The 16585-nt window shown below is 69.9% G+C and carries 14 protein-coding genes, 2 rRNA genes and 1 pseudogene; 8 read left to right on the top strand and 9 right to left on the bottom strand.

What is annotated here, in order from left to right:
- Complete coding sequence (locus ACGFNN_RS00085) at positions 1–1176, top strand: winged helix-turn-helix domain-containing protein (protein ID WP_393551384.1); 1176 nt, start codon at positions 1–3, stop codon at positions 1174–1176.
- 56 nt (positions 1177–1232) lie between these two features.
- Here ACGFNN_RS00085 and ACGFNN_RS00080 read toward each other — a convergent pair whose 3' ends face one another.
- From ACGFNN_RS00080 to mtnA, 7 genes are all read right to left on the bottom strand, one after another.
- Complete coding sequence (locus ACGFNN_RS00080; protein WP_362546951.1) at positions 1233–1985, bottom strand: response regulator transcription factor; 753 nt, start codon at positions 1983–1985, stop codon at positions 1233–1235.
- A gap of 206 nt (positions 1986–2191) precedes the next feature.
- Positions 2192–2881: a ribosome hibernation-promoting factor, HPF/YfiA family gene (gene hpf / locus ACGFNN_RS00075; RefSeq protein WP_362672572.1), complete on the bottom strand. Its 690-nt coding sequence runs from the start codon at positions 2879–2881 to the stop codon at positions 2192–2194.
- A gap of 328 nt (positions 2882–3209) precedes the next feature.
- Positions 3210–3923 carry a ComF family protein gene (locus tag ACGFNN_RS00070; protein ID WP_393551381.1) on the bottom strand — a complete coding sequence of 238 codons (714 nt, stop codon included), beginning with the start codon at positions 3921–3923 and terminating at the stop codon, positions 3210–3212.
- Between the two features lie 200 nt (positions 3924–4123).
- A complete protein-coding gene (locus ACGFNN_RS00065) occupies positions 4124–5989 on the bottom strand; it encodes an LpqB family beta-propeller domain-containing protein (protein WP_393551379.1) in 1866 nt (621 codons plus the stop codon).
- Positions 5979–8012, bottom strand: a complete 2034-nt coding sequence (gene mtrB, locus ACGFNN_RS00060) for an MtrAB system histidine kinase MtrB (protein WP_393551377.1) — start codon at positions 8010–8012, stop codon at positions 5979–5981. Before mtrB ends, ACGFNN_RS00065 begins: the two co-directional genes overlap by 11 nt.
- Position 8013: 1 nt before the next feature.
- Entirely contained in the window at positions 8014–8703 is a 690-nt protein-coding gene (gene mtrA / locus ACGFNN_RS00055; protein ID WP_187282414.1) for a two-component system response regulator MtrA, read from the bottom strand.
- A 4-nt stretch (positions 8704–8707) separates the two neighbouring features.
- A complete protein-coding gene (mtnA, locus tag ACGFNN_RS00050) occupies positions 8708–9862 on the bottom strand; it encodes an S-methyl-5-thioribose-1-phosphate isomerase (RefSeq protein WP_393551375.1) in 1155 nt (384 codons plus the stop codon).
- Between the two features lie 140 nt (positions 9863–10002).
- Between mtnA and ACGFNN_RS00045 the strand changes: the two genes are divergently transcribed.
- From ACGFNN_RS00045 to ACGFNN_RS00015, 7 genes and pseudogenes are all read left to right on the top strand, one after another.
- Complete coding sequence (locus tag ACGFNN_RS00045; protein WP_393551373.1) at positions 10003–11205, top strand: glycerophosphoryl diester phosphodiesterase membrane domain-containing protein; 1203 nt, start codon at positions 10003–10005, stop codon at positions 11203–11205.
- Positions 11206–11209: 4 nt separating this feature from the next.
- Positions 11210–11902 (top strand): DUF4129 domain-containing protein, encoded by a 693-nt coding sequence (locus tag ACGFNN_RS00040; protein WP_393551372.1) that lies wholly within the window; start codon positions 11210–11212, stop codon positions 11900–11902.
- Positions 11899–13128 carry a DUF4350 domain-containing protein gene (locus ACGFNN_RS00035; RefSeq protein WP_393551370.1) on the top strand — a complete coding sequence of 410 codons (1230 nt, stop codon included), beginning with the start codon at positions 11899–11901 and terminating at the stop codon, positions 13126–13128. Before ACGFNN_RS00040 ends, ACGFNN_RS00035 begins: the two co-directional genes overlap by 4 nt.
- On the top strand, positions 13125–14144 hold the full coding sequence (locus ACGFNN_RS00030; RefSeq protein ID WP_393551368.1) for an AAA family ATPase: 1020 nt from the start codon (positions 13125–13127) through the stop codon (positions 14142–14144). Before ACGFNN_RS00035 ends, ACGFNN_RS00030 begins: the two co-directional genes overlap by 4 nt.
- A 10-nt stretch (positions 14145–14154) precedes the next feature.
- Positions 14155–15465, top strand: a complete 1311-nt coding sequence (locus ACGFNN_RS00025; protein ID WP_393551366.1) for a DUF58 domain-containing protein — start codon at positions 14155–14157, stop codon at positions 15463–15465.
- A 134-nt stretch (positions 15466–15599) separates the two neighbouring features.
- Positions 15600–15944: a hypothetical protein gene (locus ACGFNN_RS00020; protein ID WP_393551364.1), complete on the top strand. Its 345-nt coding sequence runs from the start codon at positions 15600–15602 to the stop codon at positions 15942–15944.
- Positions 15945–15983: 39 nt separating this feature from the next.
- Positions 15984–16210, top strand: a pseudogene (locus tag ACGFNN_RS00015) (IS5/IS1182 family transposase); the annotation flags it as partial.
- Between the two features lie 108 nt (positions 16211–16318).
- On the opposite strand, the gene rrf reads toward ACGFNN_RS00015, so the two are convergent.
- Together rrf and ACGFNN_RS00005 are read right to left on the bottom strand one after the other, a co-directional pair.
- A 5S ribosomal RNA gene (gene rrf / locus ACGFNN_RS00010) occupies positions 16319–16435 on the bottom strand.
- Between the two features lie 77 nt (positions 16436–16512).
- Positions 16513–16585 (bottom strand): 23S ribosomal RNA (locus ACGFNN_RS00005); the annotation flags it as partial.

Genomic DNA, 16585 nt, shown 5'->3' with positions numbered 1-16585 from the left:
ATGACGTCTGCGCAGCCACCCGTTCTGGAGATCTCCGCCGACCAGGCCCGCCGGATCGCCCTGCGCGCCCAAGGGCTCCTCGGCGCGCCCGACCGCAAGGGCGGGGTGCACGGCGTGCTGCGTCATCTCGGTGCGGTCCAGCTCGACACCATCTCCGTCCTGGCCAGGTCGCACGAACTCGTGCCGTACGCCCGGCTCGGCGCGCTGGGCCGGCGCACGGTTGACGAGGCGTACTGGTCGGGCGGCCGCTCGTTCGAGTACTGGTCGCACGCCGCCTGCATCCTGCCGGTCGAGGAGTGGCCGCACTTCGCGTTCCGCCGCCGCGCCTACCGCGCGCGTCCGCACTGGAACCACGACCTGCCCGCCGGTGCGTACGACAAGGTCGTCGCGCAGCTGCGCTCCGAAGGCCCTCTCACCGCGACCGAGCTCGGCGGCGCGAAGAACGGCGGCGAGTGGTGGGACTGGTCGGCCTCCAAGGTCGCCGTCGAGCGCGCCCTGATGTACGGCGAGGTGGTGTGCACCGAGCGGCGTGGCTGGAAGCGGGTCTACGACCTGGCGGAACGTGCGATCCCCGACGCCCACCTCCACGACGACATGGAAGACGCCGAGTGCCTCCGGCGGCTGGTCGCGCTGGCGGGCAGGTCGCTGGGGGTGGGGACCCGCGCCGACATCGCCGACTACCACCGCCTCAAGGCTGAGCAGTTCGACGCCGTCGTCGCGGACTCCGGGCTGGTCCCGGTCTCGGTGCGGGGCTGGGCGAAGCCCGCCTGGGCGGATCCCGAGGCCCTGGCCTCCGAGCCGCGCGGACGCCACCGCACGACCCTGTTGTCGCCGTTCGACTCACTGATCTGGGAACGCGCCCGCACGGAGCGGATCTTCGGCTTCACCCACCGCCTGGAGGCCTACGTCCCCCGGCCCAAGCGGATCCACGGATACTTCGCCATGCCTCTGCTGGCCGGAGGCCGGCTGCGCGGCCGGGTCGATCCGGCCAGGGAGGGCACCACGCTGGTCGCCCGCCAGGTCTCGCTCGACGGCCCGAAGTCGCTGACGCCGATGGCTCAGGCCCTCGCGGAGGCGGCGTCCTGGGTCGGCTGCACCGATGTGCGGCTCGAACGCGTCGACGCACCCGAGCTGCGCGGGCCGCTCACCGCGGAGATCGCCCGCGCCCTCGCCTGAAGGCCGCCCCGTCGGGGGCTGTCCTTGTGACCCCGCCGAGGGCTACAGGACAGCCCTTACCGGATCTCGAGGATCTTCTCCCTCATGGCATAGACCACGGCCTCCATCCTGGAGTGCAGTTGCAGCTTCTCCAGGATGTTGCGGACGTGGTTCTTCACCGTGTTCTCGGAAATGAACAATTCCTTGGCGATATCACGGTTGTTCATGCCCGTGGCCACGAGTTTGAGCACTTCCAGCTCTCGCTCGGTGAGCCGCGGCGCGGGCACGAGCCTGCGCTCGTCGGTGCGCTGGATCATCGACTTGAACTCGGTGAGCAGTTTGGACGCCATCGAGGGGCTGATCTGGGACTGCCCGTCCGCCACCGCGCGGATGGCGGTGGCCACCTCGTCGGTCGAGATCTCCTTGAGCAGATAGCCGGTCGCGCCCGCCTTGATCGCCTCGTAGAGGTCGGCCTCCTCGTCGCTGATCGTCAGCATGATGATCTTCGCGCTGGGGGCCACCTCCTTGATGGACGTGCAGGCCTCGATGCCGCCCCGCTTGGGCATCCGTACGTCCATCAGCACGATGTCGGGGAGCAGGTCCGCGGCCTTGTCGACCGCCTCCGCCCCGTCCCCGGCCTCACCGACGACCTGGATGTCCTCCTCCTGGGCGAGGACGATCTCGAGCCCTCGGCGGAAGAGCGCGTGGTCGTCCACGACGAGCACCCGGATGGGCTCCCCACGGGATCCGCCGTCGTCCACGGCGGAATCCGCACCAGCGGTGTTGCCGGCATCGTTCGTCGCGCGCACGGGTCCGAAGGTGTCCGCCATCGTTCCTCCCCCTGAAGGCCACTGCCTGCGGTCACAGGCTGTCCGCCAACGGCAGCGCACAGAGCACTGATTGGCCTGGGACGCCATGCTTTCATGCCTGACCGCCGAATCGGTGCCCCTGCGGTCGCACACGGTGCCCCTGGAGCGTGCGAACACGCCCAGGGGCACCGTGTACCGGCCGTGTACCGGCTTGCGAACGGGTGGCGTCAGCCGCCGAGCGCACCGCCCGCGCCGCCCGCCTCGTCCGAGGCCAGCGGGTCGGTCCTCAGGTGGATGACGCCGTAGTCATAGGCGTGCCTCCGGTAGACGACACTGGGCTCCTTCGTCTCGGAGTCGACGAACAGATAGAAGTCGTGACCGACCAACTCCATCTCGTAGAGCGCCTGGTCGAGCGTCATCGGCGCCGCGACATGCGTCTTCTCGCGCATCACGAGCGGCCCTTCGCCCTGTACCTCGAGCGAGCCGATCCTCGTGGTCGGCACGGCGTTCTCCGGCTCCTCGGGGATCAGCTCCCCGTCGCCGTTGAACGAGGCGGCGTCCGGGACGACCTCCCCGACCTCCGCCGCGGACAGCCTTCCGCTGCCGCGCCTGCTGTAGCGCTTGTCGTGTTCCTTGCGCAGCTGCGTGTCGAGCTTGTCTGTCGCCAGATCCAGCGCTGCGTACGGGTCGCCTGCTGCCGCTTCCGCCCTGATGACCGGACCACGCGAGCGGAGCGTGATCTCCACCCGAGCCGCACGGTCGGCCTGACGGGGATTCGGCTCCTTGGACACCTCGACGTCGAGGCTGATCACCTTGCCGTCGAACTTCTGGATCTTGTCCAGCTTCAGTTTCTCGGCCACGTGCTTGCGGAACCGCTCGGGCACCTCGGTCTTGCGGCCCTTGACGACGATGTCCACGCAGAACTCCGTTCCCGGATCGCTCCGCTTCGGCGGCGGAGCATCTCCCTTTTGCACCTGGCTCCGGTGATCGCCGGAGCCGCGGACTCGGTGACTGTCACCTCCTCCTCCCCCGTCGGCGGGGTTTCCACCCCACCGATTTCCCTGCTTCCGGCGTGCGGTGAGTTACCTGCCCGAAACCTGGTGGCGCATTCATCGAAGTGCGGAATTCACCGCTCCTCTCCACCGAACATAGCCTGCCCACCGCCGTGTCGGCACCCGCTACTCACGCGTACCTCCGATCGGGGCCCTTTACCCGCTCACCACCTGCAAAGATGAAAGTTTTCTGTCAGCTCCGGTTTGATTCGAAAGCGGACGGTGATGCCGCGATAACGGCCGCCCGGATCCCTTCCGCCCCCTCGCCCGGCACCGTGGCGCGCACCGCCCGCGCTGCCTCGGCCAGCGAGGACCCGGTCGTGATCAGGTCGTCGACAAGAACGATCCGCCCGCCCCGGAGCAGCCCCCGGGCACCGTCCACCACGTCGAGGGCACCGGCCAGATTCATCTGCCGCTCCCGGCCTCCGAGCCCGGCCTGGTCGGCGACGCCCCTGCGCTGCCTCAGCACCGCCGCCACCCGCGCCGGAGTGCCGGACCGGCGCAGGACCGCCGCGGCCACTACGGCCGTCCGCCGGACCGGATCATGGCCCCGACCCGAGGTCGCCCGTCGCGCCGAGGGGGCCGGGACCAGCAGCAACGGAACCCCGGCGTCCATACGGCCCTGCCCGGCGCGTACGGAGGCCGCCAGTGCCCCGCCGAGGGCCTGGGCGAGCCCCAGTGCCCCTCGTTCCTTGTGGGCCAGCAGCATCGCGCGTACGGCGTTCTCGTAGGGCGCCACCGCGTGGACCGCGGGAAGACCCCTGGGTTCGGGCGCGGGTCTCACCCGACAGGGAGGACCTGCCAGGTCGGCCGCACACCGGGCACACAGCTCCACACGTGGGCTGCCGCAGCCGCCGCACACGGCCGGCAGCACCAGCCCCGTGATCTCACGCCACCAGCCCCGCACACCTTCACTCTGCCCCTGAGGCCCCCGACCGGCCACCCCTGTGGAAAACCCGGCGGAGAGGCGAGCCGGCAGGCCGGGAGAGCCGGCCCCACCTGCCCCCGGAGCGCGGACGTGCGACACCTCAGGACCGTACGAGCCACCGTCCGGCCTACCCCGGCGCGGCTCGGTGGCCGGAGCGGAACCGCCGGTCAGCCGGGACGTCAGCCGGGGTAGACCAGCGAGGACCCCTCCTTGAGGACCGTCTGCCAGTTGTTGCCGGGGGAGAGCTTCACTATCCCGTCGCCTTCGGTGTCCGCCATCAGCGGCAACTGCTCGTCGTCCGCCGCGGCGATCGCGGTCACCTGGTTGATGCCCGGCAGGATTCCCGAGGACGAGGTCGATCCGTCGGTCTGCACGTAGCGCACCTGCTGCACTCCGCCCTCCTCCTTGCCCACGACCACGAGACGGCTCCGACCCGACCAGGAGACAGCGGTCACGTCGGACAGCTGAGGAGCCGCCTGCCGCAGGTCCACCACCGAGACCTTCTCGGACTCCCCTGAGCCGTGACGCTCGACCCTGCCGATGCTCAGCGTGCTCCGTCCGTCCTTCGACACCCGCAGGGCGATCCTCACCCCGTCGGCCGCCAGCCGGATCCCTTCGATCCGCCCGCCGTCGAGGCCCGGGACCGAGACCTCCTGGGGCGTACCGACACCGTCCGCCAGACGCAGCAGCCTGGGGTCCGCCGGGTCACGGTCGGCGACCCAGAGATCTCCCCGTCCGTCCCAGCTCGGCGCGGACAACCGGTCCTCCGCCCTCTTCCCGCGACTGGTCACCACGGGTGCCGCGAGCTCGCTCTCCTCGGTCAGGGAGGACACGTAGAGCTGCTGCTGGTTCACGGAGACGGCGGCGGCCTGCTGCTCGTCCCGCGCCACGCCCACCGCGCCCATGGCCACCGGCCCGCTTCCGAGCGGACCGGTCACCGGCTCCGGATCCCCGCCGCCCTTGTTGCTCCCCAGGAGTCGCTGGACATGGCCCTTGCCGTCGACGAAGTACTGGCTGTCGGGGCCGTCCGAACCGTTGTCGGCCGAGAACTCCTCGGCCTCGTCCGCCCCGAGGGAGCACAGCGGCCCCCGCTTCCCCTGGAGCTCGACCTGGCCGACCCGGGCCGAGGTCAGGTCCCGCAGCGTGAAGAGCACCTGGGCCGCCATCTTCCGGCAGGCGTCCTGCCCGGCTCTCTCGGCCTTCTCGTTGAGGGGCACCTTGAGGACGTTCTGGTCGTCCGGAGCCAGCGAGGTGACCCCGCGCCTCAGCGCCGTACCCGCCGGGAAGCTGGAATCCACGACCGGGCGCAGCCAGTTCGACGGGCCCTCGAGCAGGGTCCGGACCGTCTGGGTGGCCGTGTCCATCCGGGTCACCGGATCCGTCCGGTTCCGGACATAGACGGGATCGGTCACCAGCGCGGGCTCCTCGTCCTCCCGCCCGGCTGCGAAGTAGTACTTGTTCACGGAGCGGTAGAGCCGCTTGAAGTCGGACTGTCCGAGCACCAGCCCGTCCGGCACGACGTCGATGCGCCACTCCAGCTTGCCGTCCGCGGCCTTCTCCCTGACCAGGTGCAGCACCTGCGAGTACTCCGACGGGGCCAGGGGACGGTACGAACTCTGCTCGTCGACAGCGGCCACCTGCTCACCGGTCAGCGTGTAGGTCGTCTCGCTGGTCCCTCGTCCCTTGTCCCGGATCGTGGGCCCGTTGCGGTTGGGGGCCTTCGAGAGCACGGTGGTGCCCCGGCCCGGCTGCCAACTGCGGGCGGCGTCCGCGGTCAGGTACTGGCGAGTCGTCCGGAAATCGGGGTCGTCGCTGGTCATGGACTCCAGGAAGCCGTCGACGACCTCGATGGGCGCGGCGCCCTCCCTCGGCGGAACGGCGTACACCTGGACCTGGGAATCACCGGGCTGCGAGGCCTCGACCGGCTTCACGTCACCGGTGACCGGCATCGCTCCGCACCCGGCGAGCACCACGACGCCGCAGCCGAGCAGGGCGGACAACCGCACCGCCCGGCCGGGGCCGCCCCGACGGCGGTCAGTGTCCACGAGTGGTGTCCTCCTGCTCCGGGTCCTGCGTCTGGGGGACGGCGCCTCCGGCCTGACGGTCCGGGGCCGGTCGCGAAACCACCCGGGCTCCGTTGCCCGGCAGCGCGGCAGGGTGCACCGACGCCGGGGTCCGGGGGCCCGCCGGGCTGTGGGACGGCACCGTGAGGGGCGGACGCCCGGCGGAACCCGCCTGGTTCGGCACAGTCGCCCCGAGGGAAGCCGGCGCCGCCGGCGCCCCGGTCTCCGCCCGCTCGCGTTCCTCCCTGTTGCGTCGGGAGTCCTCGGGCTCGAGCGGTATCGGCGACCCGCGCAGGGGCTCGTCCGCGGTACGCGGCAGAGTCAGCCGGAACTGCGAACCGCCTCCCGGCTCACCCCAGGCCTGCAGCCAGCCACCGTGCAGCCGGGCGTCCTCGACCGCGATCGACAGTCCCAGGCCAGTACCGCCGGTGGTACGCGCCCGTGCCGGATCCGCCCGCCAGAAACGGTTGAACACCCGGGTCGCCTCCCCCGGTTTGAGTCCCACGCCGTAGTCCCGGACAGCGACGGCCACAGCCCCCTGGGCGACCCCCATCCGCACGACGACGTCCCTGCCCTCGCCGTGCTCGACGGCGTTGACGACCAGATTGCGCAGGACCCGCTCCACACGTCGCGCGTCGGCCTCCGCGACCACGGGCTGCTCGTCGCCCACCACCAGAATCCTGGTGCCCTTCCGCTCGGCGAGCGGCTCGGCTCCGCCGATGACCCGCCGGACGACTGTCCGCAGATCTATCGGTTCGGCTTCCAGCGCGGCTGCCCCGGCGTCGAACCTGCTGATCTCCAGCAGGTCGGAGAGGAGTGACTCGAAGCGGTCCAACTGGTCCCCGAGAAGTTCCGCGGACCGGGCCGTCACGGGGTCGAAGTCGACCCGGGCCTCGTGGATGACATCGGCGGCCATCCGCACGGTCGTCAGCGGGGTGCGCAGCTCATGGCTGACGTCCGAGACGAAACGGCGCTGCATGCGGGAGAGCTCCTCCAGCTGCTGGATCTTCAGCTGCAGGTTCTGTGCCATCTTGTTGAAGGCTTCACCGAGACGAGCGATGTCGTCCTCCCCGGTGACCTTCATGCGTTCCTGGAGCCTGCCCGCGGAAAGCCTCTCGGCGATCCCCGCGGCCATCCGCACAGGTGTCACGACCTGCCGCACCACGAACCAGGCGATGGCTCCGAGCAGCACGACCACGAAGAGGCCGGCGGTGGCCAGCGTCGTCGTGACCAGGGTGAGGGACTTCTCCTCCTGTGTGAGCGGGAAGAGGTAGTACAGCTCGTACGGATTGTGGTCGACGTCGTAGAGCCGCTTGCCCACGACCAGCCCGGGCTCCGGATCCTTGCCGTACGAGTAGCGGATCAACGAGTACGTCTGGAAGGCCCCCGCACCCTGCGCCACGTCGTCGCGCAGACGCTGAGGGATGCTCGACGCCTCCACGCTGCCCGAGCCACGCGGGGCACGGCTGGTGCCCTGTCCCACGGAGTCGTCGCTGAGCGCGACCACGTTGAACGCGTTGGTCCCGCCACTGGCCAGCTGGTCGACGAGCTCGGTGCGCCAGGAGGTGTTGGCGGTCATGCCGTCGGCGCCCTCCTCGGTCTGGTCCCCGGGGACCAGTGGCGCGTTGGCATTCGCCTGGGCCACGGCGAAACCGCCTGCGGCCTGCGTCTGGGCGGCGTTCCCCTTGGCCTCGAGCAGGCCGTTGCGGACCTGGTTGATCACGACGAAGCCCAGGAGCAGCACCACGGCGATCGACATCAGGAGGGTGCCCGCGACGACGCGCAACTGCAGGTTCCGTCGCCACAGCCGGACGGCGGGCAGCAGCGGCCCACGGATCCAGCGCATCAGCAGCCGCGGCACAGGGCCGCCGGGCGTCCGGTCATGGAACAACCGGGCACCCCGCGGCAGGCGACCGAGACGGGACGGCTTCCGGGCCGGACCGGCAGCCCGCTCCGCACGGGCCCCGGTCCCCCCGGGTGGCGGAGCAGCGCTGCCCAGGGTCATGTCAGCTCGGTCCGGCCTTGTAGCCGACACCTCGGACCGTCACGACGATCTCCGGCCGCTCCGGGTCCTTCTCCACCTTCGAGCGAAGCCGCTGGACGTGGACGTTCACCAGGCGTGTGTCGGCGGCGTGGCGGTAGCCCCACACCTGCTCGAGCAGCACCTCGCGGGTGAAGACCTGCCACGGCTTGCGGGCGAGAGCGACCAGCAGGTCGAACTCCAGCGGGGTCAGGGCGATGGACTGCCCCTCCCGCTTCACCGAGTGCCCGGCCACGTCGATGACCAGATCCCCGATGGTCAGCTGCTCCGGCGCAGGCTCCTCGGACCGGCGCAGACGCGCCCTGATCCGGGCGACCAGCTCCTTCGGCTTGAACGGCTTGACGATGTAGTCGTCGGCCCCGGATTCGAGGCCCACCACCACATCCACCGTGTCGCTCTTGGCAGTGAGCATGACGATCGGCACACCCGACTCGGCCCTGATCAGCCGGCAGACCTCGATGCCGTCCCGTCCGGGCAGCATGAGATCCAGCAGCACCAGATCCGGCTTGGCCTCACGAAATGCGGCCAGTGCCTTGTCGCCGTCCGCTACGAACGACGGCTCGAAACCTTCTCCACGCAACACGATGCCGAGCATCTCGGCCAGTGCGGTGTCGTCGTCGACGACAAGGACGCGTCCCTTCATAAACGACATCATCCCATTAGCTAATCGTTACCTGCGATGACCTGGCACACAGCTCGGCCAGTCCGACCCCCGTGACCGGGGAAATGACACCCTCCTCCGTGACGATCGCCGTGACCAGTTCGGGCGGCGTGATGTCGAATGCGGGGTTGTACGCCTTGGCTCCAAGGGGTGCGACGACCGTACGGCCCCCACCGTGCCCGACCGGAGCACCCGGCGTGGATGTGATCTCCGTCACTTCGCTCGCGGGGCGCTGCTCCACGACGATCGATGCCCCGTCCACCGTCTCCAGATCGACCGTGGTCGTCGGTGCAACCACCACGAAGGGCACATGGTGGTACTTCGCGAGCACCGCCAGGGGATAGCTCCCCACCTTGTTGGCCACCGAGCCGTCCGCAGCGATACGGTCCGCCCCGATCAGCACGGCGTCCACCTCACCCGCCGCGAACAACGAACCGGCCGCGCTGTCCGCGAGCACGCTGTAAGGCATCCCGTGCCGCCCGGCCTCGTAGGCCGTCAGCCGGGCACCCTGGAGAAGAGGCCGGGTCTCGTCCACCCACAGATGCCGCAGCCCGCCCTCCCGGTGCGCCCTCAGGGCGACCGCGAACGCCGTACCCGCGCCGCCGGACACGAGCGCACCCGTGTTGCAGTGGGTGAGCAGCCGGTGCCCGCCGCGGCCGCCTCCGGGCAGCAGCTCCGTGAGCAGCTGCAGCCCGTACCGTGCCATGCGTTCACTGCCCGCCGCGTCCGCCCTGTGCAGCTCCCTGGCTTCGGCCAGGGCAGCAGCGGCCGCGGCGTCCGGATCGGACCCGCCGTCCACCGCGGCACGGTAGGCCCCGGCCACCCGGCGGGCCCCGTAGCCGAGATTCACAGCGGTGGGCCGCGCCTGCTCCAGCAGCTCCGCCGCGGCCCCGACGTCCTCCCCCCGCGCGGCCGCGAGCGCGACGCCGTACCCCCCGGCGATGCCCAGCAGAGGCGCACCGCGAACCGCCAGCATCCGGATCGCCCGCACCAGCGCCGGCACATCGGCGCACACCAGCTCGGCTTCTTCCGAAGGCAGCCGCGTCTGGTCGAGGAGCACCACCGCGGGTCCTCCCGGCGACTCGTCCCATCGGAGTACGGAGAGGTCCGGGGGCACGCTGTCCATCGGCTTTCGCAGGTCCTGATCAGCCATCCGCCCAGTCTGCCCGTTGAACCGCCCCACAGGTAGGCAGGAAGGAGATGGAGTGCCAGGCCCGCGCGGAACCGGCGCGTGGCACGATGGCTGGCAACCTGCCCGCCCCGATGAGCGGGCAGGACCGTGAAGGAGCGACGATGAACGACTCTCCGGGCTGGGCTTCGCCCGGATCCGCCCCCTCCGACGACCAGGGGACAGGCATTCCCAAGCCCTCCCCGCCCGTGGACGGAAGCGGCACCACCGGACAGTGGTCCCCCGCGCAGCCGCCCCCGGGACAGTGGTCCCCTCCGAGCGCACCCGGCCGGGGACCGGGCATGCCGCCCCCACCGGGCTGGGGAGGACAACCCCAGGGGCCCGGCTGGGGCCGCGCACCCATGGCCGCCAAGCCCGGCGTCATTCCGCTGCGGCCCCTGGGGGTCGGTGAGATCCTCGACGGCTCCGTGTCCACCATGCGTGCCCACTGGCGCACGGTGCTCGGAGTGAGCCTCACCGTCTCCGTGATCGCCCAGATCGTGATCGTGCTGGTGCAGCGCTACCTCCTGCCCGAACAGAAGCGCGTCGACCCGAACGCCACCGGCGCGGAGGCGATCCGCCAGGCAACCGACTCCCTCCAGTCGCAACTGGCCACCTCCGCGCCCAGCACGGTCATCGCGATGATCGCCACACTGTTCACCGCCTCGGTACTCACCGTGGTGGTCAGCCGCTCCGTACTGGGCCGGCCGGCGACGCTCTCCGAAACCTGGTCCGAGGCCCGCCCCCGGATCCTTCCCCTGCTGGGGCTGACCCTTCTGCTGAGCCTCATGAGCGCGGCGATCATGGCTGTGGGCCTGGTACCAGGACTCGCCGTCGGCGGGACTGCGGGGACGGTGCTGGAGTTCCTCGGCTCCCTCGCGTCCTTGGTCGTCGTTCTCTGGCTGATGATCCGCTTCACGCTCGCGGCACCGGCACTGATGCTGGAACGCCAGTCCGTGCTCGCCGCGCTGCGCCGGTCCGCCAAGCTGGTCAGCGGCAACTGGTGGAGGACCTTCGGGATCCTCGCCCTCACCTACCTGCTGGTCATCGTCATGACGCTGATCATCACCATCCCGTTCGGCGCCGCCGCCATCGCGCTGGACGGTGACGGCCTGAGCGGCATCCTGAACGGCGACACCACGAGCTTCGGATGGCCGTTCCTCATCGTGACGGGCATCGGGGAAGTGATCGTCTCCACGCTCGCCTACCCGTTCACCGCCGGCGTGACGGCACTGCTCTACATCGACCAGCGCATCCGCCGAGAGGCGCTCGACCTGGACCTCGCCAGGGCCGCCGGCGTGCCCGGTTACGGCGCCCCCGGGAACTGATGCGGTGACGGGGGCGGGGGGCACCACAACAGCGGCACGATTCCTCAAAGCGGCCGGGGACATACCCGTGGACACTCCGCGGGTCCCCGCCCGTGAAGCGGCGCGGGACGAACTCGCCGATCCGAGGTACCACGAGCACGATCCCAATCTCATCGAACGCGGCATCGATCGCTTCTGGCAGTGGATCGGCGATCTCTTCACAGGCGCCGCCGACGCAGCACCCGGCGGAACGGCCGGGCTCGTCGTGCTCGCCCTGGCGGTCATCGGTCTCGGCGCCGCCCTGTGGTGGAGACTCGGCACCCCGCAGCGCCCGGCCAGGAAGGAAAGACCCGTCCGCGGCGGCACGGCCCTCAGCGCGGCCGAACACCGGGCCGCAGCAGCCGCGCATGCCGCGGCCCGCCGCTGGACGGAGGCGTGCCAGGATCGGATGCGAGCCCTCGTCCGCGCCCTGGAGGACAGGGCCGTACTCGATCCCCGTCCCGGCCGCACCGCGGACGAGGCGGCAGCGGAGGCGGGCCGCCTGATACCCGCGTACGCCGACCGGCTCCGCTCCTCAGCCCGACTCTTCGACGACGTCACGTACGGTGGCCGCACCGCCGACGAATCCGCGTACCGGGCATTGTGCGCCCTCGATGAGGACCTTGAATCGGCCCGGCCTCTCCTGGCCGTGGGAACGGCCGGAGGAGAGGAACGATGACCGCGGCCACCGAGGTCTCCGCAACGTCGCAGTCCCTCACACCGCACCAGACATGGCTCCGCGTCAGGGGTCCCCTGCTCGCGGTCCTCGTCATCGTGATCGCCGGCGTTGCCTTCGCCGCCATCCGCTCGGGCGGTCAGTACGGCCGGCTCGATCCACGCTCCGCGGATCCCCACGGCAGCCGGGCGGTCGCCGAGCTCCTCAAGGACCGAGGAGTGGCCGTCGAGATCGTCACGACCCTCGACGAGGCCGCCGCCGAGACGGGTCCCGGTACCACCTTGCTGGTGACGAGCCCCAACATGCTCACCGCCCAGCAGCAGCGCCGTCTGCGCACGGCGACCGCGGACTCCCCGAACCGGACCGTCCTCATCGCCCCGGACGGCTCCTCCCTGAGCCGGCTCGCCCCCGGTGTCCGGACGGGATCGCGGGGCGCGGTAACCGCCCGCCGGCCACTCTGCGAACTCCCCATGGCACGCCACGCCGGATCGGTCGACATAGGCGGCATCCGCTACAAGACTGCCGCACCCGGCGCCACCGCCTGCTACCCGGACCGCGGGCTCTCCACGCTTCTCGTCCTGCCCGGAACCGGAACCGGAACCGGAACCGGTGACAGCGTGCTGCTCGGCTCTCCCGACCTCCTTCAGAACGACCGACTCGATCAGCAGGGCAACGCCTCGTTGGCGTTGCAACTCCTCGGATCCCGACCGCATCTCGTCTGGTACCTCCCCTCGTTCGATGATCCCTCGGCCACCGGCGGCGACGGCCGGGGCAGCGGCGACGAAGCCGAAGAAGGAAGCGGCTTCATCAGCCTCATCCCCCAGGGCTGGATCTGGGGGACGCTGCAACTCGCCTTCGCTGCGGTGCTGGCCGCCGTCTGGCGCGCCAGGCGCCTCGGTCCGCTGATCACGGAGCGTCTGCCCGTAGTCATCCGCGCCTCCGAGTCCACCGAAGGACGCGCCCGCCTCTACCGCAGAACGAACGCACGTGAGCGCGCCGCTGCGGTACTACGCTCCGCCGCGCGATCGCGGCTCTCATCTCTCGTCGGGTTGCCCTCCAGGGACGCGGACTCCCCCGAGGCCCTTATCCCCGCGCTCGCCGCCCGACTCGGCACCACGGGCACCGGCCACAGTTCCCTCCTCTTCGGTCCAGCTCCGGCCGATGATGCCGCGCTCGTCCTTCTGACCAACCAACTAGACGCCCTCGAAAGAGAGGTACGCGCCTCATGAGCGCACCGACCCCCGAGACCGCCGCGACTGCCGCACCCGCGGGGTCCTCTGTGGACTCGATGGACTCAGCCGCTGCCCGGGCATCTCTGGAAGCACTGCGTGCCGAGATCGCCAAGGCTGTGGTCGGCCAGGACCCCGCCGTCACCGGGCTGGTGGTCGCCCTGCTCTGCCGAGGTCACGTCCTCCTGGAAGGCGTACCCGGAGTCGCGAAGACGCTCCTGGTCCGGGCACTTGCCGCCTCCCTGGATCTGGATTCCAAACGTGTCCAGTTCACCCCCGACCTCATGCCGAGCGATGTGACCGGGTCGCTCGTCTACGACGCCCGCACCACTGAATTCTCCTTTCAGCCCGGTCCGGTCTTCACCAACCTCCTGCTCGCCGACGAGATCAACCGCACTCCTCCGAAGACACAGTCCTCCCTGCTGGAGGCCATGGAAGAGCGCCAGGTCACCATCGACGGAATCCCACGGGAACTGCCCGACCCCTTCTTGGTCGCAGCCACACAGAACCCCGTCGAGTACGAAGGCACCTATCCCCTGCCCGAGGCCCAACTTGACCGCTTCCTGCTCAAACTGACGGTGCCTCTGCCCCGGCGGGAGGACGAGATCGACATACTCACCCGTCACGCGGATGGCTTCGACCCACGCGATCTGACAGCCGCCGGCGTCCGGGCCGTGGCCGGCCCTGCCGACCTCGAAGCCGCCCGGGCCGCCGTAGCCAAGACCTCTGTGTCACCCGAGATCGCGGCCTATGTCGTTGATATCTGCCGTGCCACGCGTGATTCCCCCTCACTCAGCCTTGGTGCCTCCCCTCGAGGCGCCACCGCCCTGCTCTCGACAGCCCGAGCCTGGGCCTGGCTCACAGGCCGGGACTACGTCACCCCGGATGATGTGAAAGCCCTCGCCCTGCCCACGCTCCGGCACCGTCTGCAGCTACGGCCCGAAGCGGAGATGGAAGGAGTCACCACAGACTCCGTCATCACCGCCGCCCTCGCCCACGTCCCTGTCCCCCGGTGAGGCGGTGACCATGGCCCTCACCGGACGGGCCGCCCTGGTGGCTGCGTTGGGGTCACTCATCGTGGGTGTCCTGGTCCCAAGTTGGACCGGCATACTCGCGATCGATGTACCCCTCGCACTGGCAATTCTGTGCGACTACGCCCTGGCTGCACCAGTGCGTACGCTCCAGTTCACCCGATCCGGCGACACATCTGTTCGACTCGGTGACGCCGCGACGGTGCGGCTCACCGTCGCCAATCCCTCTCGCCGCCCTCTCCGTGCGGTCCTTCGCGACAGCTGGCCGCCCAGTAGTTGGACGACGGAGGGTGAGCAAGCCATGTCTCGTCACCAGTTCGGTGTTCCGGCGGGTGAGCGCCGTCGTCTGGTCACCCAGCTCCGCCCTTCACGGACGGGCGACCGTCAGGCCGACCGAGTCACTGTGCGGTCGTTCGGTCCTCTCGGTCTCGCGGCCAGGCAGGGCAGCCATCGCGTTCCCTGGACCGTCCGGGCACTTCCGCCCTTCTCGAGCCGTAAGCACCTGCCTTCCCGGCTAGCCAGGCTGCGTGAGCTCGACGGCCGTACCAGTGTGCTCAGCCGTGGCGCGGGCACGGAGTTCGACAGCCTCCGCGCCTACGTACCGGGGGACGACACCCGGTCCATCGACTGGCGGGCAACCGCACGACACCGGGACCTGGCTGTACGCACCTGGCGGCCGGAACGCGATCGCCACATCCTTGTCGTGCTGGACACCGGTCGCACGTCTGCCGGTCGGGTCGGCGATGTTCCCCGGCTGGACGCCTCCATCGACGCCGCACTTCTGCTCACGACCCTGGCCGGCCGAGCGGGTGACCGAGTGGGCCTGATCGCCTACGACAACCGCCTTCGAGCCCACGTCCAGGGCGGCACCGGAGGGGATGTCCGCTCGGTGCTCACCGGCACACTGGCCACGCTCGAACCCGAACTCGTCGAGACGGACGCCCGCGGACTCAGCACCACCGTGCTGACGAGCGCGCCCCGACGTTCGCTCGTCGTCCTGTTCACGAGCCTGGACGCGGCTCCCGTGGAGGAAGGGCTGTTGCCCGTCCTTCCTTTGCTCACCAAGCGCCATACGGTGATGGTGGCTGCGGTCTCCGACCCGCGCGTCGAGGCGATGGCACGCTCCCGGGGCACCGTGGACGCGGTGTACAACGCTGCCGCGGCAACACAGACACGGACCCAGCGTCTGCGGACAGCGGATCGGCTGCGTCGCCTCGGTGTGACTGTGGTCGACGCGTCACCGGATGCCCTGGCCCCTGCGGTGGCCGACGCCTACCTCGCTCTCAAGGCTGCCGGCAGCCTCTGATCGGCCCTCCCGATCCGTCGGTGTGACCGCCGGGCAGGGTAAGGGCTGTGCCGCAAACCCTGGCCAGGATGCACCCGGTGAGAGAGCCGGGACTCCGTGAGCCTCAAGCAGGGCAGCTGTGGCAGCCTGCCGAGATGCCATGGGAACTCAAAGAACACGCAGGTCGTCACTACGCCGTCCTGTTCCACTACGCCTTGCCCGACGACGCTTGGGCCGTGGAGCTGAGCGAGGCTGTGCCTGCGGCTGCCACGGGCACCGCGAACGCCGACGCCACGGCATCCCACTTGCCCGGCGCTGCCTTCTTGGTGACACATGTCCCGGACGAGGACCCGGACCTGCAGCCGACAGTCCGCGTCTGGAGCCCTCACGAGCGCGTTGTTCCATACGAGGTCATGCGCTGGTACATGGAGCAGGTGGCCGACCAGGTAGAACGCTGCCGCATCGCGTTCGAGCAGGGTGAAACTGAGACAGTGGAATGATCACGCAGGGTGCGATCACGGCCCCAGAGCCTTGCTGAGCTCACCCTCCGGCCCCGCAAGCAGCTCTCCAAAAACACCGTGCTCATCGTGGACGGCACTCTGGTCCTCACCCGCGACCACACAACCATCAGGTCGTCATCGACGCCGACACCCGCCTGGTCGTCGTGGTCGGCTGGCCGCTCGCCGGCAACCGCAACGACTGCAAGGCACCGGAACACAACAAGTCCCACATGCAGGTCCGCGCCCGCGTCGAGCACGTCTTGGCCCACTGCGTCGGCACTCACCATCATGCGGATCCGGGGAGGCGGCCTGGGTAGGTCGTGAACGCAGAAAAGCCCCGTGCCACAAGGGCACGGGGCTTTCCCGGAATAATTGTTCGGCGGCGTCCTACTCTCCCACAGGGTCCCCCCTGCAGTACCATCGGCGCTGAAAGGCTTAGCTTCCGGGTTCGGAATGTAACCGGGCGTTTCCCTAACGCAATGACCACCGAAACACTATGAAATTTGAACACCGGGCAAAAACACGGCCGTTCGTTATTTCAGAACTAACACAGTGGACGCGAGCAACTGAGGACAAGCCCTCGGCCTATTAGTACCAGTCAGCTCCACCCGTTACCGGGCTTCCACATCTGGCCTATCAAC

The sequence above is a fragment of the Streptomyces sp. NPDC048590 genome, from assembly GCF_043199535.1.
Classification (GTDB): Bacteria; Actinomycetota; Actinomycetes; order Streptomycetales; family Streptomycetaceae; genus Streptomyces.
The sequence above is the reverse complement of the archived record's forward strand: the minus strand, read 5'-3'. Positions and strand labels throughout refer to the sequence as shown.